Here is a 22,565-nt window from a genome sequence, read left to right as displayed (position 1 = left end):
CACCACTCTCGCGCCCGGTTGCCGGTGGCCTGGAGTAGCTGTACCACTACCCTGAGTTTGGGAAGTGGGGGTGAGCGCGTGGCCGGCGCGGACGAACCGGACGATCGTTTCGGAACGCCCGGGTCTGCCGTGCCCCGGGCCGGTGGGGGAGACGGGGCCGCCGCGCGGCCGCGCATCCAGCCGTCGCCGGCCGGCGACCTGCCGGTGGTGGGTACGAGGCTGGTACCCCCACGTCCGGTCGTCCCGCATGTGACCCGGCCGCGGCTGCTGGCGCTGCTCGACGAGGCGGTCGACCGGCCGCTGACCGTGGTGTGCGCACCGGCCGGCGCCGGCAAGACGATGGCGCTCGCCGACTGGGCGCGATCGGGCCGGCCCGCGCACCCGGTGGTCTGGCTGCGCGTCGACCCGATGCTCGGACGGCGTACCGCGCGCGCCGAGCACCCCGGTGGCGATCCGGCGGCCAGCGGGCCGCCGTCGCCGTCGCCGTCGCAGCCGGGGTCGCAGCCGCGGTCGCCTTCGTCCGCGCTGTCGTTGTTGCCGTTGGCGCGGAGCACGACGCGGTGGCCTGGTCCGCCCGTGTCCCTGTGGTCGCAGATCCTGCGCGGGCTCACCCGGGACGCCGGCCTGCCCCCTGGGGACCGTCTCGCGCACCTGGTCGCCGCGGACGCCTGGATCTGCCCTGAGCGCTTCCGGCGGGAGCTGGTCAACCAGCTCGCCGAGCTGCCGGCCCCGGCGGTGCTGGTCCTCGACGACGCGCACCTCGTCCGGGATCCCGATGATCTCGCCGGACTGGAGCTGCTCGCGAGCGAGGGCGAGGGCCACCTGCGCATCGTCCTGTCGGGGCGGGCGCCGATTCTGCGCGTGCACCGGCTGCGCGCCGAGGGCAGGGTCACCGAGATCGGCCCGGCGGAGCTGGCCTTCACCACGGCGGAGACCGTCGAACTGCTCGCCGCCCACGGCCTGCGCGTCCCGCCCGGCGCGGCGGCCCAGCTGCGGCGCGCGACGGAGGGCTGGGCGGTCGGCCTGCGGCTGGCCGCGGCGTGCGCGGTGTCGAGCGGAGCCCGGAGGCCGGCCCCCGGCGTGCCCGCCGGCCGGGACGAGCAGTGGGCGCCGGCCCCGCCGGTCCCCGGCCCGGCTGATGTGGTCCCGGGCCGCGACGCCGAGTGTGCGGGCAGCGGCGTCCCGCCGGCCGAGCTCGACCCGTCCCGCGCGGGGAGCGGCGCTCTGCCGGCCGAGCTCGACCCGTCCCGCGCTGCGCGGGCGGCGATCGCCGAGTTCCTGCACGCGGAGGTGCTGGAGGAGTACCCGGAGCCCGTCCGACGGTTCCTGCTCCGGACGAGCGTGCTGGAGCGGATCAGTGCCCCGCTCGCCCACGCGGTCTCCGCGGTGGCGCCCGCGTCCGCCCAGACATCCGCGCACCTGCTCGGTGAGCTCGCGCGCCCGGGCGGCTTCCTCGTCCGGCTGTTGGACGGGCCGGCTGCGACAGCTCACCCGGGTGCCGGCGACCACCCGGACGACGGGGTGGGCGGTCCGCTCCGGGCGGCCGTCGCCACGTTGCCGGACGGCCGCCCGGAGTATCGCCTCACCCAGGAGGCCACGGCTGAGACCACGCAGGAGTGGTACCGGTTCCATCGGATGTTCGCGTCGATGCTGCGCGGTGTGCTCGTGCGTGATCCGGAGGAGGACCCCCGCGAGCTCAACCTCCGCGCCGCCCTCTGGTTCGCCGCGAACGACCGCACACCCGACGCCGCCCGTCACGCGTCGCGGGCTGGTGACTGGTGGTATCTCGCCTGTCTGCTCGTCGACGGCCCGGCGCTGGTGGACGTCCTGTTCGGACGCTCACCCGAGCTCGATGCGCTGGTCGCCGGGCTGCCTGCCGCGGCGGCGGGGCTGTCGGCCGAGTGCGATCTCGTCCTGGCCGTCGCACAGCTGCGCTCCGGCCGGCTGGAGGCCGGTTCGGCCAGCCTGTCCTCCGCGCGGGCGCAGCTGCCCGCGGCGGGGTCGGGCCCGGCGGCCGCCCGCCGCCGGACGCTCGTCGACCGGATCGACATCGTGGAGGCGTACCGTGCCGAGCTTGCCGGGGAACCGGCGGCGATGATCGCCGCGGCCCGGCGGCTGCAGCGTTCCGGGCCGCCGGGTGGCGCGCCCGCCGGGACGGCACCGCGTGCGGGCGCCGCCGCCGGGCCGGCACGGGCATCCGGGGGCGATCCGGACGCCGCGGCCGACCGGGCTGTGATCGACCGGGCTGGGGCCGAGCGGGCTGGGGCCGAGCGGGCTGGGGCCGAGCGGGCTGGGGCCGACCGGGCTCCGTCGAGGCCCGGTCGGGTGCCGGACGAGCGGGCCCGCGCGCTCGCGTTGTGCGCGCGGGGCCGGGGCGAGCTGTGGCTCGGCCGACTGGCCGTCGCCGCCGGCCTGCTGTGCGAGGGCGCCGAGGTGGCCCGGCGGGCCGGGCTCGGCGGCGTCGAGGTGTCCTGCCTGGGGGCACTCGCCCTCCAGTACGCGCTGCGCGGCCGGCTGCGCCAGGCCGAGAGCCACCTGTACGCGGTGGTCGGCACGGCGGCCGACCCGTCCGGAGCACTGGCCGGTCGCTCTGGTGCGCTGGCCGGCCTGCCCGATGCGGCGACCAGCGTCCCCGGCGGGGCACGGCCCGGCGAGCAGTGGGGCATCCCCGGACTGCCCGAGGCGTATCTGGCCGCCGTGCTGGTTCACCTGCAGCGTGCGGAGCCGGTCGAGGCCGACCGGTGGCTGGGCGCGGCGCGGATGACGATCACTGCCGCCCACCCCGCGTTCCTCGGCGGGATCGCCGCGATCTGCGCCGCGCGGCTGCGCCTGCTCGGCGGATCACCCGACGAGGTGCGCGCGGCCCGGCGGATGCTGACCGTCGCCAGGACCGGCCCGATGCCGCCGCTGTGCGCGGCGGCCAGGCGGGCGGCCGAGGCGGACCTGCTCGTCGCCGCGGGTAATCCGGAGGCGGCCCGCCGGCTGCTGCTGCGGGACGCCGACCGCGCGGCCCCGGACCCGCAGACCCAGCTCGCGCTGGCGCGCTGCGCCCTGGCCTGCGCCGACGTTCCCGCGGCGGAGGAGGCACTCGCCTCGCTGCTGCGGGCCGACGACGGCGGCGCGGGACTCGTCGCGGCGTGCGTGCTCGGCGCGGTCGCGGCCGCCCGGCGTGACGACCACGCCCGCGCCGGTGGCTTGCTCGCCCGGGCGGTGGCGCTCGCCGCGGACGAGGGCATGGCCGCGCCGTTCTTCGAGGCGGGGACGGAGGCGCTGGCGATGGTGCTCGCCCATCCCGGGCTGACCGACGCCTATCCGGCCTTCGTCGCCGTCCTCACCCGGTCGGGGAGGTCCGGGCCGCGGCCGGTGCCCGTACCGTCGCGGTCCGCGGCGCAGGGGTCCGCGTCGCCTCGGCCTGCGGCGTCGAGGTCAGCGGCGGCGCACGCGGGGCCCGGCGCGTCGGGGCAGGGGAGCGCGCCGCCTCGGGCGGGCGCCCGGGCGCCCGCCTCGTCAGATGCTGGGTCGGCGGCCCGCACGGAGGAGCCAACGGACCTGGTGGTCGGGCCCGATGTCGTCGTGCCGCAACCGGCTCCGCCGATGTCGCAGCGGTCCCGGACCACGGTGCCGGCCGCCGGGCCGGGGCGGCCGGCCGGGTCGTTCGCCGGCCCGGATCCGGCCTGGCCCGGCGCGCCGGGAGCCCCGGACGGCGGCGGTCGGGACGTCCGCAACGGCGTCGACCGCGGCATCGGTATCAACGACGGCGGCCTCAGCCGGGATGGCAATGGCGTCGATGGCGTCGGCAACCGCATCGTCGGCAACCGCATCGACGGCAACCGCGTCGACGGCAACCGCGTAGGTGGCGACGGCTTCGGTGGTGGCGGCGGGGGCGTGGGTGGGCTCGGGTCGCCCCGGGGGCCGTGGCGCCCCGATGGCGCGCCCGCGGGCGGCCCCGGTGACGCCCGGCGCCGAGGCGGCCCCGGTGGTGGGAGCGCGGGTGGTGGGCCGCGCCCGGGGAGTGGGGAGCACCGGCCGGAGCCGGCCGAACGGCTCAGCGAGCGCGAGCTCGCGGTGCTCAGCTACCTGCCCACGATGCTCACCACCGCGGAGATCGCGGCCGAGATGTACGTGTCGGTGAACACCGTCAAGACGCACCTCAAGAGCATCTACCGCAAGCTGGATGTCGCCAGGCGCCGGGACGCCGTCCACCGTGCGCGTGCCCTTCACCTTTTGTGATCGGCCACCTGTGGCGATCGGCATCTGTTGGGATCGGCACACGTCGTCAGCCCGCCGGGCGGTGTGTCTCGTCGGGCCATCCCGCGTCGTCGAGGTGCCACACGGCCCTCGGTGGCAGGTGACGGGCGTGCTCGCCGGGCTCCTCGGAGGTGCCCGCGGCGGGCTCGCAGCCTTGCGGCGGGGCCAGGTCCGGGCCGGTGCCGCACCACCCCGGTGCGACGTCTGAGCGGGGCGGACTCTCTCCGGCGCCCCACCACTCGGGACCACCTTCGTGGGGGTACCCGGGGTTGTAGACCTGCCCGGCGGGGCCGGGGAAACCGCTGGGGCCGAGGTCCTCCCACATGGCGGGGATGCCCGCGTGGGGATGTTGGCCCGGGGGTGGTCCGGCGGCCGGGAAACGAAATCCGGTTGGCTCCTCTGTCCCGAACCGTTCAGTGCCGGCCTGCGGCCAGAACCGCTCGGTCGTGCCATCCGCCGAGGGGGAACGCGGGGGAAACGGAGGAAGTGGAAGTGTCGCGGCAACGGCTGCCGGTCGGCGGCGGCGCGGCGGGCGTAGACCGCGCCCGAGACAGACGAGCAGGGTGGCTCCACCGGCCAGCATGATGATCGAACCGAGGACCCGCAGGTCGATGCCGGTCAACCGATAGGACAACGCATAGCGGAGCGTTGCGCCCGCGGCGATGAGGAAGATCGCGAATCCGGTCGTCACTCGCTTCACCTCATTTCGGCGGGCCTCGTGGGCCGACCGCAATGGTGATCGAATGTGATCGTCAAATATACGCTCGGTGAGAAAACTACCCTCTGTGGCGGGCGGTTACACGCGTGCAGCCGAAGGTGGAGGTGGTGGTCGGACCGGGCCAATTTGAGGGCGGTTGCTGGCACCTTTGGGTGGTGGAGGCGCTGCGTTGATGTGACTGTGCGTGTCACAGTCGTGACGATCAACGGTGTCCCGCGGGGAAATGACGCATGAACTGAGGTTCATTATTCACATAAGCGGGCCAGGCTTATCAGGCGTCAGAAAGTAGGCTTCGCGGACTGGCATCTGGGTAGTCGCGGCCCTAGGCTTGCCGAACATGTCCAGCTTGGCCGGAAATACGCCGGCTGATTCGCGACTACCGGCCAGTGACCTGGTGTCGGTCTGCCCCCGGAGGCATGTGTGACTGACCGAATGCTCAGCAATCCCGATGGTAGCCCCAGCGGCCATCCGGCCACCGGCCGGCTCGCCGTGACGATGGACACATCGGCGGGGGTTTCTCGGCCGCCCGGCGTGGCGGCCCCGCACCGGGCACCCACGATGCGGCACGCGCCGATCTCGGCGACGTCCGCGGTGGGCCACCCGGGCGCCCGTACCCGTCCCGGCGCGGTGGCGGCGGGTCTGCCCGGCCGCGCCCCGGTCGCGGCCCGCGGGCCGCAGGTGCCGCGGGATCTGGCGCTCGGCGCGGCGGAGCTGCGCGGCGTGCTCCGTGTCGTCGAGGACTGCGAACGAGCGGCGTCGCTGCCGGCGTTCCGCGAGGCGGCGCTCGACGGGATGGCCCGCCATCTCGGCTACCGCCACTCGGCGTTCTTCCTCGGCTCGTCCCCGCAGGCGACCTTCCAGGACGCCCGCCCGACTGGTCGCGGTCTCGCGCTGCGCATGGCCGGGCCCTTCCTGGAGCGGTACCGCAGCCTCGAGGTCTTCAACGACCCGGAGAGCCTGCGGCTGATGTGGGAGCGCGGCCTGGTCACGCTCGACGAGATCGGGGTGCCCGACCGGCCCGAAGTCCGGCTGCGGTTGGAGCGCTTCCTGCGCGCCCACGGGATCCACGCGAAGCTGCTGATCAGGCTCGCCGGGGGAAGCGGTGTCGGTGCGGTCGTCTCCCTGCTGGACCCGCGGCCCGGTGCCTTCGGGCCGCGTGACCGCGCCGTGGGCGCCGTGCTCGCCCGCCACCTCGGCAACCTGCTGCGCTTCTACATCCGGGTGAACCCGGGCCCGGCCGTGACGGCGAAGCTTTCCGCCCGTGAGCGCGACGTCGTCCGCCTGGTGGCGGAGGGCCAGTCGAACCGGCAGGTGGCGGAGGCCCTCTGCATCAGCATCGACACGGTCAAGCACCACCTGACGCACGCGCTCGTGGCGACCGGCTGCTCCAACCGCACCCAGCTCGCGCTCGCCTGGCAGCGTGAGATGGGCTCGATGCCGGCGCCGGGCCTGCCCCGCCCGTAGCCGGTGCCGTCGTATCCCGGCCAGCCGTGGTCGGGGCGCTCGCGGGTCCGCGGACCGGCGGCGCACGAGCGGGCGGCGCGGGGTGCCCACCCGGTGCCGATCGCTCTCCTCAGCGCAACCTGTTCATGATCGTCCGTGCGGGTTCGCCCGACCCGCACCCTCCGGGGGCACCTGCGCCCGGATAGCAACGCCCGGCCGGCATGCCCGGCAGGGTCGTCGGACCAGCCCACGGCCCGACATAGCCCGGACGTCGAGAGATCGGCGCCCAGGCGGAACGTACACCGGATCGCGCCCGCGCTCGCCCGGCGCGCGGCGCGTCCGAGGGCTCGGCCGCGCGCCACGGCGCACGCGGACCGAGGCCGTCCGCACCCCCGACGGGAGACCGGCGGGACCGGGACCGCCCATCCCGGTCACCCGCCGCGGGCTAACGTCGAAGCAACTCGAGGTCACATGTTCGGCGTGGCGGGCCGGCCGGCGATCGGCCGGCCCGCCACGGCGGTCGCCGGTATGGAGCAGGTCGCCGGTATGGAGCGGCCCGCATGGAACCGGATGGATTGGCTGTCCGTTGTGACAGTTCGGTCGTCCTTCCTCGCGAAGTCCGGCCAGGCGTCGAGCCCCGCGATCACGGCCCCGCCCCCGCCGTATGAGCGCCCCGCCTCAGCGGTGCGCGTGACAGGCCGTCGCGGCAGGTCGTGATCCCCTGACCCCCTGGCCGCGAGTGGACCGGTGTTCGGAGCACTCCGGTTGGAACCGTCCTTCTCGGCGCGCCGCCGATCGCTGCTGGTCGGCGCCTCCGCCGCGCCCGCCGACCGCCGGGCCGCCGCTGTCGTCGTCGCCGGTCGTCGCTGTGGTCGCCGTCGCCGAGTCGCCGTCGTGCCGCCGCCGCCGTCCGGCCGCGCCCTGACCCGACACACCCTGACCCGATGCGCCCCTGAGCCCTGGCCGGGCATCCACGAATGACTCGGGAGAGTCGTCCGAGCACTCTGACGCAAGGACTCCCAGGCCGTGACCTGGCTCTAGTCACTTCGGGTGGTCTCGCTGCCTGCTCGGCATCGTCGCGGAATGCTCCCCCGTGGTCTCGTGTGGCTTGCCCGGAGCCCGGGCGACATCCGTGCGGTGCCCTGATCGCGTTGGAAAAGCCCTTGTGAACTGGGTATTTGTCGCGATCGAGCGCGATCGAGGGAGCGGATCCACGATGGGCGAGAGGAATGGGCGGCGCTTATGCTTGCGGCCACTCGGTTATGGTGACTAGGTTGAACGGGCCATGTCACTGCGTATGTGGGGGTCAGAAGAGACGAGTCTGCCGACAGCACGCCCGTCCGGCCCAGGCTGGCGTCGGCGGCTGTTCCAGATCGTCACCGGAGGAACGGCTGGATGAATGTCATGTCATGGGATGCGGGTGCGGTCCGCCGTCGGGGCCGCGGTGCCGGTCCGGGGAAAGTCGGCACTGATTCCCGGTGGTTTCAGTCGTCGACGCTCCGCACCCGGACGGCATGACATGTCACTCTGTGCGCGCGCCGGAAAGAATCCGGGCGAGGTGCAGAATCGTAACCATTCCAGGCGTGTGTGCGGCATCGTCGCGGCGAACATCGGGTGTACGGGGAAACGCGTGCTGCCCGTGGAGCGGGACAACACGTCGGGCGCGGTCGGCCCCGAGATCGCCGTGGAGCGTGCCGCGCCGCGTTCCGCGTGTTCGCCGGCGTGCGTGGGTGATGAGCGGGGGCACCTGATCGTTTCGTGGCGCGCCCTGGTTGTGGAGACCCCGTCCGGACGGGCTAGTATTTCGCGCACGTTCGCTGCCTCGGGTGAGCCGATCGGACCGGGCCGCAGTCACTACGACCGAATCGTCGCCGGCGGCGGGGAGTCCGGGCCGGTCGCCGGTTCTGTCCCTCATATGGAGTTGCACCTGCCTGATATGCCGATCGCCCCACGACGCCGACACCGGACTACCGCGAGGCGCGCGGATCAGCGGCGGTCTGTCAGCGATCTCTCCCGTGGTTCACCGGCGCCCGCCGGCCGAGCCCGCCCGAATCCGACCCCGGCCTGCCGGCCGGTGCCGACGGCATCCGTTCCCGGTCGTCGCCCATCACGGTGGTGCCTGGCCAGGAGGAGCATCCGATGAGCAGCTCGTTCAGTGCCCAACCGAGGCCCGTGGCGGTCGAGCCCGGAGACCGGGATCTGGTCGTCGTCGTCAGCCCGTTCGGTGAGCCCGCGCCGCACCTGGTGGCGGCGGTCGGCCACGCCGGCGGCCTGGGAATCCTCGATCTCGGCCTCGACCCGGCCCGCGGCCGGGAGTCGATGGCCGCCGCGGCCGCCTGGTCGACCGCGCCGTTCGGGGTCCGGGTCCCCGAGGGCTGCCCGATCGGCAGCGGTGACCTGCCTGCCGGCGTCGACACGGTGCTGCTCGGGGTGAACGCCCCGTGGACGGTGGCCGAGGGGGCCGGCCGTGGTCGGCGTGTCCTCGTCGAGGTGCTGTCCGTAGCGGACGCGATGGGCGCGCTCGAATCGGGAGCGGCCGGCCTCGTCGCGCGCGGCAGTGAGGCCGGCGGACGGGTCGGTGACCTCACGACGTTCACTCTGCTACAGCACCTGATCGCCGCGAAGGCGACACGGCGGGACGGGACCGTTGCCCCCGTGTGGGCCGCTGGTGGCATTGGTCCGGCCACGGCCGCCGCGGCGATCGCCGGCGGGGCGGCCGGTGTGGTCCTGGACTCGCAGCTCGCGCTCGTTCGCGAGATGGAGCTGCCCACCGAGATCGCGGCCGCCGTTCGCGCCATGGACGGCAGCGAGACCGCGCTGATCGAGGGCCACCGCGTCTACGTGCGCCCGGATCTGCCGGTCGCCCGGCTGGTCGGCTGGCCCGCCGGCGCGGGTGCTCCCAAGGACGGCGACGAGCCGGCCACGGACTTCCGGGACACCGGCGGCGAGCTCGCCTCCGACGGCGCGCTGACGTCCGCCGCGCCGGCGGCAACAGCTCCGGCGGCCACGGCATCCACCGTCGGCGGCGAGCGGGGACCGGTGGCACTGCGGCTGGGCGGGCGCGACCTGCGGGAACAGCTTCTCCCGGTCGGGCAGGACGGTGCGCTGGCAGCCGACCTGGCCGACCGGTACGTGTCGGCGAGCGCCGTGGTGCGGGCCGTGCGGGAGTCCGTGCGGACCGCCCTCGACTCAGCGGCGCGCCACCGGCCGCTCGCGCCGGGATCGCCGTTCGCGGCCGCCCGCGGGCTGCGCTACCCGGTCGCGCAGGGGCCGATGACCAGGGTCAGCGACCGGGCGCGGTTCGCCCGCTCGGTGGCCGACGCGGGTGGGCTGCCCTTCCTCGCGCTCGCGCTGCTGGACGGCGCCGCGACCCGGACGCTGCTGACGGAGACCGCCGAGCTGCTCGGTGACTCGCCCTGGGGCGTGGGGATCCTCGGGTTCGCGCCACCCGAGGTGCGCGCGGCCCAGCTTGAGGCGGTGCACGAGGTGCGCCCGCCCTGCGCGCTGATCGCCGGCGGCCGGCCGGCCCAGTCGGCGCCGCTGGAGGCCGCCGGCATCGACACCTTCCTGCACGTGCCCTCGCCGGGGCTGCTCGACCGCTTCCTCACCGACGGGGCGCGCAAGTTCGTCTTCGAGGGCCGCGAGTGCGGCGGCCACGTCGGGCCACGGGCCAGCTTCTCGCTGTGGGAGGCGCAGATCACGCGCCTGCTCGCCTTCGCCCGGGCCGCCGGCGACGAGCCGGGGTCACTCCGGGACGTCCACGTGCTGTTCGCGGGCGGCATCCATGACGCGACCTCGGCGGCCATGGTCGCGGCGGCGGCGGCGCCGCTGGCCGACCGCGGCGCGCGGGTCGGTGTGCTCATGGGGACGGCCTACCTGTTCACCGAGGAGGCGGTCGCCGACGGCGCGATCATGCCCGGTTTCCAGGAGGCGGCGATCGGCGCCACCCGCACCGTGCTGCTGGAGACCTCACCCGGGCACGCCACCCGGTGTGTGGAGTCCGAGTTCGTGCACACCTTCCTGCGCCGGCGCGAGGAGCTGACGGCCGCGGGCGTGGCGCGCAAGCAGATGTGGGCCGAGCTGGAGTCGCTCAACCTGGGCCGGCTGCGGATCGCCAGCCGGGGCGTCCGCCGCGAAGGGGGCCAGCTGGTCGAGGTCGGGCCCCGCGAGCAGGCCACGGACGGCATGTTCATGATCGGCCAGGTGGCGGCCCTGCGATCGGACCGCACGACGATCGGCCGGCTGCACGCCGAGGTGACCGAGCAGGCCACGGCGCTCGTCGCCGAGCGGGCGGCCGAGCGGGCCGGCGGGCCGACCGGGCAGGTCGCCGCGCTGCCGGCCCAGCGCACCGCCGGGAGCACCGACGCGGCCGACGGCGACCAGGCCGAGCGCGCCGCGCGGTCCGTGGCCGCCGTGCGCGAGGCGGCGCGGTCGCTCGACATCGCGATCGTCGGTATGTCAGCGGTGTTTCCGCGGGCTTCCGACGAGAAGGACTACTGGGCCAACGTGGTCGGCGGCGTCGACGCGATAACAGAGGTGTCACCCGAGCGATGGGACGCGAATCTCTACTACGACCCGGAATCGGTCGTGAAGGACGCCGGCCGACGGACGCCGTCCAAATGGGGCGGATTCCTGCCGAGAATCCCGTTCGACGCGCTCGCCTACGGAATACCGCCGCGTTCTCTGCGCAGCATTGATCCGGGCCAGCTCCTCGCGCTGGAGGTCGCCGCCCGGGCGATTCGCGACGCCGGGTATGAGAACCGGCCGTTCGACCGCCGACGCACCTCCGTCGTCTTCGGCGCTGAATCAGGGTCCGACCTTTCCACGACGTATGGATTCCGCTCCGCGCACCGGGCCTGGGTCGGTGAGCTTCCCGCCGAGCTCGAGGAGCTCCTGCCCGAGCTCGACGAGGATTCCTTTCCCGGCATGCTCGCGAACGTCATAGCCGGCCGGGTGGCGAATCGGCTCGACCTGGGCGGCCTGAACTTCACCGTGGACGCGGCGTGCGCCTCCTCGCTGGCGGCCCTGGACGCGGCGTGCAAGGAACTGTCGGCGGGCGCGTCCGACATGGTGCTGTGCGGTGGGGTGGACACTCATTCCAGCGTCCACGACTTCCTGCTTTTCGCCTCGGTGCACGCGCTGTCTCCCGGGGGCCGTTGCCGCAGCTTCGACTCCGGCGCGGACGGCACCAGCCTCGGTGAGGGTGTCGCCGTCGTCGTTCTCAAGCGCCTCGCGGACGCGCAGCGCGACGGTGACCGGATCCGCGCCGTCATCCGGTCGGTCGCCGGCTCCTCCGACGGCCGGGCGCTCGGCCTGACCGCGCCGCGCAAGGCCGGGCAGGTCATCGCCCTCGAGCGCGCCTACGCGACGGCGGGAATCTCGCCGTCCGAGGTCGGCATGCTGGAGGCGCACGCCACCGGAACGGTCGTGGGGGACCGCACCGAGCTCGCCACGCTCACCGAGGTTTTCACCGAGCACGGCGCCGCCGTCGGCCAGTGCGCGGTCGGTTCGGTGAAGTCGCAGATCGGCCACACGAAGTGCGCCGCGGGCCTGGCCGGGCTGGTCAAAGTGGCGCGCGCGGTGGAGACCGGTGTGCGGCCGCCGACGCTGCACATGGACCGCCCCAACCCGTACTGGGAGCGGGAGAGCAGCCCGTTCTACTTCGACGACCAGGCCCGTCCGTGGATCGCGCCCGCCGGGCGCCGCCACGCCGGCCTGTCCGCCTTCGGGTTCGGCGGGACGAACTTCCACGTCGTCGTGTCGGCCTACGACAAGGCACCGGAGCCCGCGCACGGCCTGGACCGGTGGCCGGCGGAGCTGTTCGTGATCCGCGGCCGGGACCGCGCCGCCGCGCTGCGCCGGCTGGACCGCCTCGCCGAGCTGGTCCGCGCCAACGAGGAGGCAGGCCGGCCCTACCACCTGCGCGATCTCGCCCGCACCGCGGCCGAGGAGCGAGGCGGCCCGGTGCGGATCGCCTTCGTCGTCGACGAGCTGGACGATCTTGCCGCCGCCCTGGACCGGGCGCGGGAGCCCCGGTCCGACTCCCGCCTCGGCGTGTTCGTCCACGCCGAGGACGAAGCCGGTGCCGCGGGCGCAACGGCCGGTGCTGGGACGTCCGCCGAGGGCGTCGGCGCCGGCTCGGTGGCGTTCCTCTTCCCCGGCCAGGGCAGCCAGCGCCCCGGGATGCTCGCGGATCTCTTCGTGGCCTTCCCGCGACTGCGTGCCCTGCTGGAGCTCGCCCCGGACGTCGCCGCCACGGTGTTCCCCCCGGCCGCCTTCAGCGACACCGAGCGGACGGCCCAGGCCGCGGCACTGACCGATACCCGGGCGGCCCAGCCCGCGCTGGGGATGGCCGGGCTGGCCGTCCATGACATCCTGGCCGGACTGAAGATCCGTCCCGATCATGTCGCTGGTCACTCCTACGGGGAGCTGGTCGCGCTGTGCGCGGCTGGGGCGTACGACCGGGCCGACCTCGTCCGGCTCAGCCGGGCCCGCGCCGACGCGATTCTCGCGGCGGCTGGCGGCGACCCGGGCACCATGGCCGCGGTGTCGGCGACGGCCGACCAGATCCGGGACGTGCTCGGTGCGCCCGCCGCCGACGGCACCGTGGCGGGAGTGGCGCTCGCCAACCAGAACGCGCCGCGCCAGACCGTGATCTCCGGGCCGACCGCCGACGTCGACGCCGCGGTCGGCCGGCTCAAGGACGCCGGGCTCTCGGCCCGGCGCATCCCGGTGGCCTGCGCCTTCCACAGTCCGGTGATCGCCGGCGCGGCCCAGGCACTGGCGGGTGAGCTCGAGGCCACGCCCGTCGACGATCTCACGCTGCCGGTGTGGTCCAACACGACCGCCGCGCCCTACCCGCGGACCCCGGACGGCACGCGCGCGACGCTGGCCGGCCAGGTCGCGGCCCCCGTCCGCTTCGTCGAGCAGATCGAGGCGATGTACGCGGCCGGCGTGCGGGTCTTCGTCGAGACCGGGCCGGGCCGGGTGCTCTCCCAGCTCACGGCGAAGATTCTCGCCGGACGTCCGCACCGGGTCGTGGCGACCGACGCACCGGGGGAGCACGGCCTGCGCCGGCTGCTGCTCGCGGTGGCCGAGCTCGCGGCGGCCGGAGTGGAAATGGACCCGTCGCTCCTGTTCGCGGGCCGCGACACCCGCACGGTTCCGGCCGACGGGATGCCGCGGCGCCCGGGCTGGCTGATCGACGGGGCGTATGTGCGAACCGGCCAGGGCGGTTACCTGCCCGGTGGTCTGCGGCCCGCCCGGCGGGTTCCGCCGGTCGCGCCGGCGGTGGGGACCGAGCCGGCCATGGCTGAGACGGGTGGGTCCGGTGACACAGGCAGGCAGGACGGCCCCGGGGCCTGGCGCGTGCTCGCGCCCGGCCCAGCGGTGGGCGGCCCAGTGGTGGGCGGCCCAGTGGTGGCCGGCGGATCGGCAGGAGGCACTCCAGTGGACGGCCCTCAGATGATGAACGGGCACGCGAACGGGCACCGCGACGGCTGGTACCCGGGGCCGAACGGGTCCGGGCCCGCGCTCGCCGCCGCCGGGACTTCCGGCGAGCAGGTGGTCGACAGCCGTCCGGCCGCCCCGGCCCCGGTCGCCAGCCCCGCCGACGCGGCCGTGCTCGAGTTCCTGCGGACGGGCCGCGATCTTGTGGCGGCGCAGCGTGACGTCCTGCTGACGTATCTGGGTGGCACCGCGGCCGCGCCGGTCGAGCACGGTGCCGGGCGGTGGACGCCGGCAGCCACCTTGCCGGCCCCGGCGGCCCCGGCGGCTGTCATGCCGGCCGCCGCGCCCGCTGTGACCGCCGCGCCTGCCAGGCCCGCCGTGGCCGCGTCGGCCCCGGCCATGCCGGCGCCGGTTGTCGCCATGCCTGCCGCGGTGGAGGCCGGTGCGCTGGTCGCCGCCGTGCCGGCCGCGGTGGTGGCGGGCGTATCGGCTGCCGCCGGGTTGTCGGTGGAGGCTGTGGCGGATGCGGTGGTGGGGGTGATCGCGGATCTGACGGGTTATCCGGTGGAGATGTTGGAGCCGGATCTGGATCTTGAGGCTGATCTGTCGATCGATTCGATCAAGCGGACGGAGATTCTGGGGGAGCTTGCGGGCCGGGTGGGTCTGGCTGGTGTGGGTGCGGGCGATGTGGATGAGTCGGTGGTGGAGGAGTTGGCGGCGGTGAAGACGGTCCGGGGGATCGTTTCCTGGATCGTGGAGCACCAGTCCACCGACCAGGCCGCCGGCACGGCGCCTGCCGTGCTTCCGGTCAGCGCCCCCCTGGCCGCGGCCGACGGGTCCGCGCCCGCGGGTGGGCCGTCCGCCGGGTTGTCGGTGGAGGCTGTGGCGGATGCGGTGGTGGGGGTGATCGCGGATCTGACGGGTTATCCGGTGGAGATGTTGGAGCCGGATCTGGATCTTGAGGCTGATCTGTCGATCGATTCGATCAAGCGGACGGAGATTCTGGGGGAGCTTGCGGGCCGGGTGGGTCTGGCTGGTGTGGGTGCGGGCGATGTGGATGAGTCGGTGGTGGAGGAGTTGGCGGCGGTGAAGACGGTCCGGGGGATCGTTTCCTGGATCGTGGAGCACCAGTCCACCGACCAGGCCGCCGGTCCGGCGATCACCGCCGGGGACGGAACCGGCCACGGTGTGGGGCCCGGCGCCGGCGGCGACGCGGGATGGGCCGGGCCCGGACAGGTCGAGGTGCCCGAGCAGAGCCGCGCCGAGCGTCGGTCCGCCGACGGCGCCGGCGGCCGGGGGCAGTCCGGCGGGCCGTGGGCCGGGTCGGCGGCGGTCCCGGCGTCCGCCGTCCCGGCAACCGCTGCGGCAACGGCCGCGGCGAGGCCGCCCGCGCCGGGTACGCGGAATGGGGGTGGCGTGCCGTCGGCCGCCGCGGCGCCGGCCACGGCCGTTCCGGTGCCGGCGGGTGTTCCGGTGATGTCCGCGCCGCTCGGAGCGCCGGCCGGTGCCCCGCCACGGCCCGCGTCGGCACCGGAGAGCTGGGGGGTGCGCTCGGCCCCGCGGGGCTCGACGGACCCGGTGTTCGCCGAGCGGGTGCCGCTGCGTCGGTTCGTGGTGGAGTCCACCGAACTGGCTCCGCTGCCGTCCTGGGATGACATCGTCGCCGCTGGTCGGGCGGCGGTGCTGGACGGCGCCCGGTTCGCCGTCGTCGACGGCGGGCTCGGGATCGGCCTCGCCCTGTCGACCCTGCTGGAGCAGGCCGGGGCGCAGGTCCGCATCATCTCGGCGAACGACGCCGCCCTGGGCGAGCTGGTCGCCTCCGGCATCGCCGCCGACGGGCTGTTCTGGGCCGCCTCGGCCGAGGGCTCGGCGGGGCCGGTGGGCGGTCTGCCGGCGGCGTTCCCGGCGCTGCGCGCCGCCGCGCTGGCTGGAATCCGGCGGCTCGTCGCGGTCACCGGCCTCGGTGGTGATCTCGGCCGCAACGGCGAGATCGGCGACCCGGGCTCGGGCGCCGGCATGGCCGGGCTGGTCCGGACCCTGGCCCGTGAGCTGCCCGACCTCCTGATCAGGTTGGTGGACGTCCATCCCAAGGCGCAGCCGCGGCGGATCGCGGAGAGCCTGCTCGCGGAGATGCTCGACCCGGCCGCGCCGGTCGTCGTCGGCTACCGCGACGGCGTCCGGATCGCGCCCGAGCTGCGGATGTCCGACCTGGTCGCGGTCACCGCCGGGCCGGGGTCCGCGGCTGCCGGATCGCCTCGGGCCGCCGCCGCTCCGCCGGGGCTGGACAGGTCCGGCGTCGTCCTGCTGACCGGTGGTGCGCGCGGGATCACGGCCCGTACCGCGCTGGCGCTTGCGGGTGCCACCGGCTGCGCGGTCGAGCTGGTCGGGCGCACGCCCGTCCCGGACGCGCCCGAGGACGAGGCCACGGCGGGTGCGCTCGACGCCCCGGCGCTGCGCCGGGCCCTGATCGCGACGGGGGTGCGCCGCCCGGCCGAGATCGAGGCGCGCATCGGGCGGATCCTGGCCGAGCGGGAGATCCGTGCCACGCTCGCCGCGCTGCGGGAGGTCGCCGCGTCGGTGCGCTACCACCCGATCGACGTGCGGGACGTCACCGCCGTCGCCGGTGTCGTCGCCGACGTCTACGCCCGCCACGGCCGGCTGGACGGTGTCGTGCACGGCGCCGGCGTCCTGGAGGACCGGCTGCTGCGGGACAAGTCGCCGGAGTCCTTCGACCGGGTGTTCCGCACGAAGGTCGACGGGGCGCGCGCCCTACTGGACGCGCTGCGGCCCGATGTGGGCTTCGTTGTGCTCTTCGGCAGCGTGGCCGGGGTGTTCGGCAATCGCGGGCAGGTCGACTACGCCGCCGCCAACGACGCCCTGGACGCCCTCGCGCACACCGCCTCGGCGCGCTTCGCCGGCCGGGTGGTCAGCGTCGACTGGGGTCCCTGGGGCACTGACACGGCCGCCGGCCGCGGGATGGTGTCCGCCGAGCTGTCCCGGGAGTACGCCCGCCGGGGCATCGGCCTGATCGACCCCGGCGAAGGGGTCGCCGCGTTGCTGCGAGAGCTCGGTGAGCCGGTCGCGGACGCGCCGACCCAGGTCGTCTACATGTGCGCGGGAGTCGGGTCGTTCGATGGGTGACACATCCCGCCACAGCGGCGGCGGCCCCCGCGGCGCGGGCGGGCAGGAGATCGCGATCGTCGGGATGTCCGCGCTGTTCCCCGGCGCGGGCGACCTGGACACCTACTGGCACAACATCGTCGGTGGCGTGGACGCGATCAGCGACGTCCCACCGGGCCGCTGGGACCTTGACGAGTACTACGCCGGGCCGGCCACGGACGGCGACCGGCAGCCCGGCGGCGACCGGCGCGACGGCGGCCGGCGGCCGGACGGCGCGGGCTTCTACTGCCGGCGCGGCGGGTTTGTCGACGACCTGGCGACGTTCGACCCGGCCCGGTTCGGCATCGTCCCGGTCTCGGTCGACTGGGCGGAGCCCGACCAGCTGCTCGCGCTGCGGCTCGCCGCCGAGGCCATGGACGACGCCGGCGGGGCCGAGACGCTCGGTGACCGCGGCCGCGTCGGCGTCGTGGTGGGCCGCGGCGGCTACGTCGGGCCGGGTGTCGCCCGGCTCGAGCAGCGGGTCCGCACCTCGCACCAACTGGCGACCACGCTGCGCGAGGTGCTGCCGGACGTCCCGGACGCGGCCGTCGACCAGGTCGTCGACGCGTTCCTGGCCCGGCTGGGGCCGCAGCGGCCGGAGGCGTCCATCGGCCTGGTGCCGAACCTGGCGGCCTCGCGGATCGCGAACCGTCTCGACCTGCACGGCCCGGCGTACACGATCGACGCGGCCTGCGCGTCGTCCCTGGTCGCGGTGGACATCGCGGTGCGGGAGCTGGCCGGCGGCCGGGCCGGCGCGATGATCGTCGGCGGCGTGCACATCGTGCACGAGGTCTCGTTCTGGAGCCTGTTCACGCTGCTGCGGGCGCTCTCGCCCACCCAGCGGATCCGGCCGTTCGACCGCCGTGCCGACGGCCTGCTCATGGGCGAGGGCGTCGGGATGATCGTCCTGAAGCGGCTGGCCGACGCCCGCCGCGACGGCGACCGGGTCTACGCCGTGCTGCGTGGCGCCGGGACGTCCAGCGACGGGCGCACCGCGAGCCTGATGGCACCCGCGTCCTCCGGGCAGATCCTGGCGATCGAGCGGGCCTGGGCGGACGCCGGCCTCGACCCGGCGGCGCCCGGCGCGGTCGGGCTGATCGAGGCGCACGGAACCGCGACTCCGGCCGGCGACGGGACCGAGCTCTCGACGCTGGCGAAGGTCTTCGGCGGCGAGGTCGGGGCGAGCCCCGTCGGCCTCGGGTCGGTGAAGTCGATGATCGGGCACGCGATGCCCGCCGCCGGCATGGCCGGGCTGATCAAGGCCGCGCTGGCGCTGCACCACCGCACCCTGCCGCCGACGCTGCACTGCGACGAGCCGCACCCGCTGTTCGACGGGAGCCGTTTCGCCCCGGTCCGGACGGCGGTCGAGTGGGAGCCGTCCGGTTCCGCGCCGCGGCGGGCGGGGGTGAACGCCTTCGGGTTCGGCGGCGTGAATGCGCACATCGTCCTGGAGGAGTGCCTCGACGACCACGCCGGCGCCGTCAACCCGGTGAGCTCCGTCGGTTCCGTCGGTTCCGCCGTCGCCGCCGCCGGGACGGGTGCCGTGCTCGGGCCCGACCCGGAGGCCGAGCGGGTCCTGCTGTTCGCGGGCTCGTCGGCGGCCGAGATCGTCGCCCAGCTCGACGTCCCGGACGCCGACCTGCTGGGGCGCGACGACGCCGCGTCCCCGCCGGCGGGTGGGCCGTTCCGGCTGGCGCTGGTGGCGCCCACCCCGCGTCGGCTCGCGCTGGCCCGTACGGTGGCGGCCCGCGGCACCGCCTGGCGCGGGCGGAACGATCTCTGGTTCGTCCCCGAGCCCCTGCTCGGCGACCGCCCGGCGTCCGACGCCGCGGGCGGACCGCGGCTGGCGTTCCTGTTCTGCGGTCTGGAGGACAAGTTCGCCCCGCGGATCGACGACGTGTGCGACCACTTCGGCCTGCCGCTTCCGGAGGTGGGCGACACCGCCGAGCTCGGCAGCCACGGCGTCGCCAGCGTCCAGGTGGGACGGGTCCTCGACACGGCGCTGCATCGCCTCGGGGTGGTCCCCGACCTGGTCGCCGGGCACAGCGTGGGCGAGTGGAACGCGATGCTCTCGGCCGGGCTGATGAGCGACGACTACGCCGACGAGTTCATCGAGGTCTTCGACCCGGCCTCGCTCGAGGTGCCCGGTGTCGTGTTCGGTGCGCTGGGCTGCGGCGCGGAGGTCGCCGCCGAGGTGATCGCCGGACTGCCCGAGATCGTGGTCTCGCACGACAACTGCCCGCACCAGTCGATCATCTGCGGGCGGGTGGACAGCGTCGAGACCGCGCTCGCCCGCCTGCGCGCCCGCGGGGTGCTGGGGCAGACGCTGCCGTTCCGCTCGGGCTTCCACTCCCCGTTCCTGCGGCCGCACCTCAAGCGCCTGAAGGACGGCCTTTACAACACCCCTTTGCACGCGGCGCGGGTGCCTGTGTGGTCCGCCACCACGGTGGCTCCGTATCCATCCGGACACGACGACATCCGGGAGCTGGCCGTCCGGCACCTGCTCGAGCCGGTGCGTTTCCGGGAGCTGACGCGGCGCCTGCACTCCGCGGGCGTCCGGGTGTTCGTACAGGTCGGGATGGGCAGCGTCGCCGGATTCGTCGACGACACCCTCAACGGGCCGGGGGACGAGCACGCGTCGCTGGTCACGAACACCGTCAAGCGGTCCGGCCTCGACCAGCTCCGGCGGGTCGCGGTCGCGCTGTGGGCCGAGGGCGCCGCGCCGCGCCTGGACGTCCTGCCCTGCCACACCAGACCAGAGCCCGCCACCGTCCCGGCCAGGGAGCCGCGGGCGCCCCGGGTGCCTCAGACGGCCGCGCCGGCTCGGCCCGGGCGCGCGGTGCGGCTGCGCCTGGGCACGCCGCTCGTCCGGCTCGGGGCGGACGCGCCGGACCTCGCGGCGTCGCTCCCGTCCCGGATCAGCGGCGAGGCCGCGGGACGTCCCGTCGGCGAGACGCCGGCCCAGGTGGCCGACGGGCTCGGCGGGCCCGCGCGGCATGCCGTCCTCGCCGAGCTGGGCGCGGCGGTCGCGGACGCGAGAGCGGTGATGTCCACCGTCACCGACCGCTGGGTCGCGACGCGGGCGTCCGGTCCCCCCTCGACGGCGCCGGCAACGGCCTCCGCGCCCGTTGCGCCGCCCGCCCCGGCGGCGAGTGGGCCGGGTGGCGGGCGGACCGTGCGGCGGGAGCTCTCGCTGGCGACGATGCCCGAGGTCGCCGACCACTGCTTCTACCGGCAGCCCCCGGGGTGGTCCGACCCGTCCGACCTGTTCCCGGTCGTGCCGCTCACCGGCGTGCTTGAAATGATCATAACTGAGGCGAGCGCGCTGATGCCCGGGCGTGCGGTGGTGGCCGTCCGGGACGTGCGGGCCACCCGCTGGCTGGCGATCGAGCCGCCGGTGCAGGTCACGATCACCTGCGCGCCGCTGGGCCCGGACGAGGTCCGGGTGGACGTCGTCGGCTACACGCGGGCGACGGTCGTCTTCGCCGACGCCTACCCGGCGCCGCCGCCGGTGACCGACACGGCCACCGGGTTCGTCCCGGCGCCGGGCGCGGCGGGGGAGGTCGTGATCCCCGGCGAGTCGCCGTCCCCGCACACCGGCCGCGCGATCTACGACGACCGGCTGCTCTTCCACGGGCCCGGCTACCAGGGCGTCGAGTCCGTCGACGGGATGGCCCCGACAGGGCTGCGCGGCTGGCTGCGGGTGACGTCCGCCAGCGGCGCGCTGCTCGACAACGCCGGCCAGTTCTTCGGCTACTGGGGCATGCAGTACCTGCCGTCGGACTGGCTGCTCTTCCCGGCCTCGGTCACCTCGATGCAGTTCTTCGGCCCACCGCCGCCGGTCGGCGCGCGGATGTCCTACCTGGGCCGGATCCGGGACGTGACAGACCGCACCGCCACCGCGGACATGGAGATCCGGGACGCCGGCGGACGGCTGTGGGGGCACATCCAGGGCTGGACCGACCGACGGTTCACCGAGGACGACGTCCTGTGGTCGATGGCACTGGCGCCGGAGGCGAACACGCAGAGCCACCTGACGCCGGACGGCTGGGTGGTGGTCACCGAGCACTGGCGTGACCCGGCGTCCCGGGAGCTGTCGCTGCGCCACTACCTCGACGCGGACGAGCGGACGCGGCTGGCCCGCCACAATCCGCTGGCTGCCCGGTCCTGGTTGCTGGGGCGGATTGCGGCCAAGGACGCCGTGCGGCGCCGCTGGTGGGAGCGCGGGGCCGGCGCGGTGTGGCCGATCGAGGTCGGCGTGACGGATCTGGTGTCCGGGCGGCTGGTCGTCGGCACGGTGCCCACCCGACCGGGCCTGCCCGAGCTCACCCGCCCCGAGGTGAGCATCGCCCATCGCCCGGAGATCGCCGTCGCCCTCGCGGTGGACGACCCGCGGGACGTCGGCGGCGTGGGGATCGCTCTGGAGCGCATCGAACGGCGCGGGCCCGACGCGGAGGTGGCCGTGCTCGCCGAATCCGAGCTGAGCCTGCTCGACGAACTGGCCGGCGCGGATCCGGATGTCCGCGCGGTCTGGCTCGCGCGGTTCGCCGCGGCGAAGCAGGCCGTCGCGAAGGCGTACGGGACCGGGCCGGCCGGCGATCAGCGGCGGTTCGTCGTCGGCCGGCCGCGACCGGGCGGATCCGCCGTCCTGGCGGCGGTGCCGCGCGGGCCGGGCGGGGTGGTCGCCCACCCGGTCGGCGCGCCACCCGAGGCGACCGGCCTGCCGGCCCCGACGCTGGTTCCAGTCACCGTCTCCGCCCCGGACGGCGGGCCGGGGGCGGCACCGGCCGCGGCCGGGCACGCCACCCCGGCGGAAGTGGGAGCGGGGGCTAGCGAGACGTGGTGGGTGGCACTGCGCACCATGGACACCACCGGCCGGCCCCGTCCCGACACCGAACCGAATGATCACACTGCCGCATCCGGCACCGCCACACCCGGCGGTCACACCGCCGGAACCGACGATCGCGTCGCCGCACCCGGCGGCGCACCCGCCGGCGGCTACATCGTGGCCTGGACCTCGCCACGGATCGAGCGATCCGCGAGGCCTCCGGGCGGCGCGGCCGGGAGCCCGCCCACGCGGCGGCCCGGCGGTCAACCCACCAGCCCGGCCGGTGACCGGCCGGGCGCACGGACCGGTACGCAGCCCGATCAGCAGAAGGAGCAGACCCAGCGATGACCATCGACCAGTCGACCATGACCGCGGACCCGGCGACCCGCGCCGACCAGGTGCTCGCGGACGTGACGGAGATCCTGCGCGACGTGATCGGCGAGGAGTACATCGTCGACATGTCGATCGACATGGACACCTCCTTCAACGCGGACCTCGAGCTCGAGAGCATCGAGTTCGTGACCTTCGCCGACCGGCTCCGGGAGACCTACGGGGACCACGTCGACTTCGTCGGCTTCCTCTCGGAGATGGACGTCGACCAGGTGATCAACATGAAGGTCGGGGAGGTCGTCCAGTTCATCGTCGACAGCCTCGAGACCGACACGCCGGCCGCCGCCCGTTAGCGGCGGTCACGGTCGGCGGGGGGCTACGGGGACCTCG

7 protein-coding genes are annotated in these 22,565 nt (G+C 75.2%); 6 read left to right on the top strand and 1 reads right to left on the bottom strand.

Translation table 11 applies throughout. The features are described 5' to 3' along the window. The first annotated feature begins 78 nt into the window (after positions 1-78). Complete coding sequence (locus tag FRANEAN1_RS27745) at positions 79-4,230, top strand: LuxR C-terminal-related transcriptional regulator (protein ID WP_020463073.1); 4,152 nt, start codon at positions 79-81, stop codon at positions 4,228-4,230. Positions 4,231-4,276: 46 nt separating this feature from the next. On the opposite strand, the gene FRANEAN1_RS37500 is transcribed toward FRANEAN1_RS27745, so the two are convergent. Next, positions 4,277-4,939 (bottom strand): hypothetical protein, encoded by a 663-nt coding sequence (locus tag FRANEAN1_RS37500; RefSeq protein WP_020463072.1) that lies wholly within the window; start codon positions 4,937-4,939, stop codon positions 4,277-4,279. Positions 4,940-5,398: 459 nt separating this feature from the next. On the opposite strand from FRANEAN1_RS37500, the gene FRANEAN1_RS27735 reads away from it, so the two are divergent. The 5 genes from FRANEAN1_RS27735 (at position 5,399) to FRANEAN1_RS27710 (ending at position 22,528) form a co-directional block, all read left to right on the top strand. Continuing rightward, entirely contained in the window at positions 5,399-6,430 is a 1,032-nt protein-coding gene (locus FRANEAN1_RS27735; RefSeq protein ID WP_041254861.1) for a LuxR C-terminal-related transcriptional regulator, read from the top strand. A gap of 726 nt (positions 6,431-7,156) precedes the next feature. After that, positions 7,157-7,390 (top strand): hypothetical protein, encoded by a 234-nt coding sequence (locus FRANEAN1_RS27725; protein WP_041254859.1) that lies wholly within the window; start codon positions 7,157-7,159, stop codon positions 7,388-7,390. A 1,158-nt stretch (positions 7,391-8,548) separates the two neighbouring features. After that, positions 8,549-16,999: a type I polyketide synthase gene (locus tag FRANEAN1_RS27720; RefSeq protein WP_020463070.1), complete on the top strand. Its 8,451-nt coding sequence runs from the start codon at positions 8,549-8,551 to the stop codon at positions 16,997-16,999. Further along, positions 16,992-22,193, top strand: a complete 5,202-nt coding sequence (locus FRANEAN1_RS27715; RefSeq protein ID WP_020463069.1) for a type I polyketide synthase — start codon at positions 16,992-16,994, stop codon at positions 22,191-22,193. The genes FRANEAN1_RS27720 and FRANEAN1_RS27715 overlap by 8 nt, the downstream gene beginning before the upstream one ends. After that, positions 22,190-22,528, top strand: coding sequence for an acyl carrier protein (locus tag FRANEAN1_RS27710; protein ID WP_020463068.1), 339 nt, complete (start codon positions 22,190-22,192; stop codon positions 22,526-22,528). The genes FRANEAN1_RS27715 and FRANEAN1_RS27710 overlap by 4 nt, the downstream gene beginning before the upstream one ends. Positions 22,529-22,565 lie beyond the last annotated feature (37 nt).

Source organism: Parafrankia sp. EAN1pec (genome assembly GCF_000018005.1).
Lineage (GTDB): Bacteria > Actinomycetota > Actinomycetes > Frankiales > Frankiaceae > Parafrankia > Parafrankia soli.
This window is presented reverse-complemented; position numbering and strand designations above follow the sequence as displayed.

Bases quoted from the DNA above. Each gene is read 5' to 3' on its own strand.
- FRANEAN1_RS27735 (WP_041254861.1), top strand. From the start codon at position 5,399: ATGCTCAGCAATCCCGATGGTAGCCCCAGCGGCCATCCGGCCACCGGC.
- FRANEAN1_RS27720 (WP_020463070.1), top strand. From the start codon at position 8,549: ATGAGCAGCTCGTTCAGTGCCCAACCGAGGCCCGTGGCGGTCGAGCCC.
- FRANEAN1_RS27715 (WP_020463069.1), top strand. From the start codon at position 16,992: ATGGGTGACACATCCCGCCACAGCGGCGGCGGCCCCCGCGGCGCGGGC.
- FRANEAN1_RS27710 (WP_020463068.1), top strand. From the start codon at position 22,190: ATGACCATCGACCAGTCGACCATGACCGCGGACCCGGCGACCCGCGCC.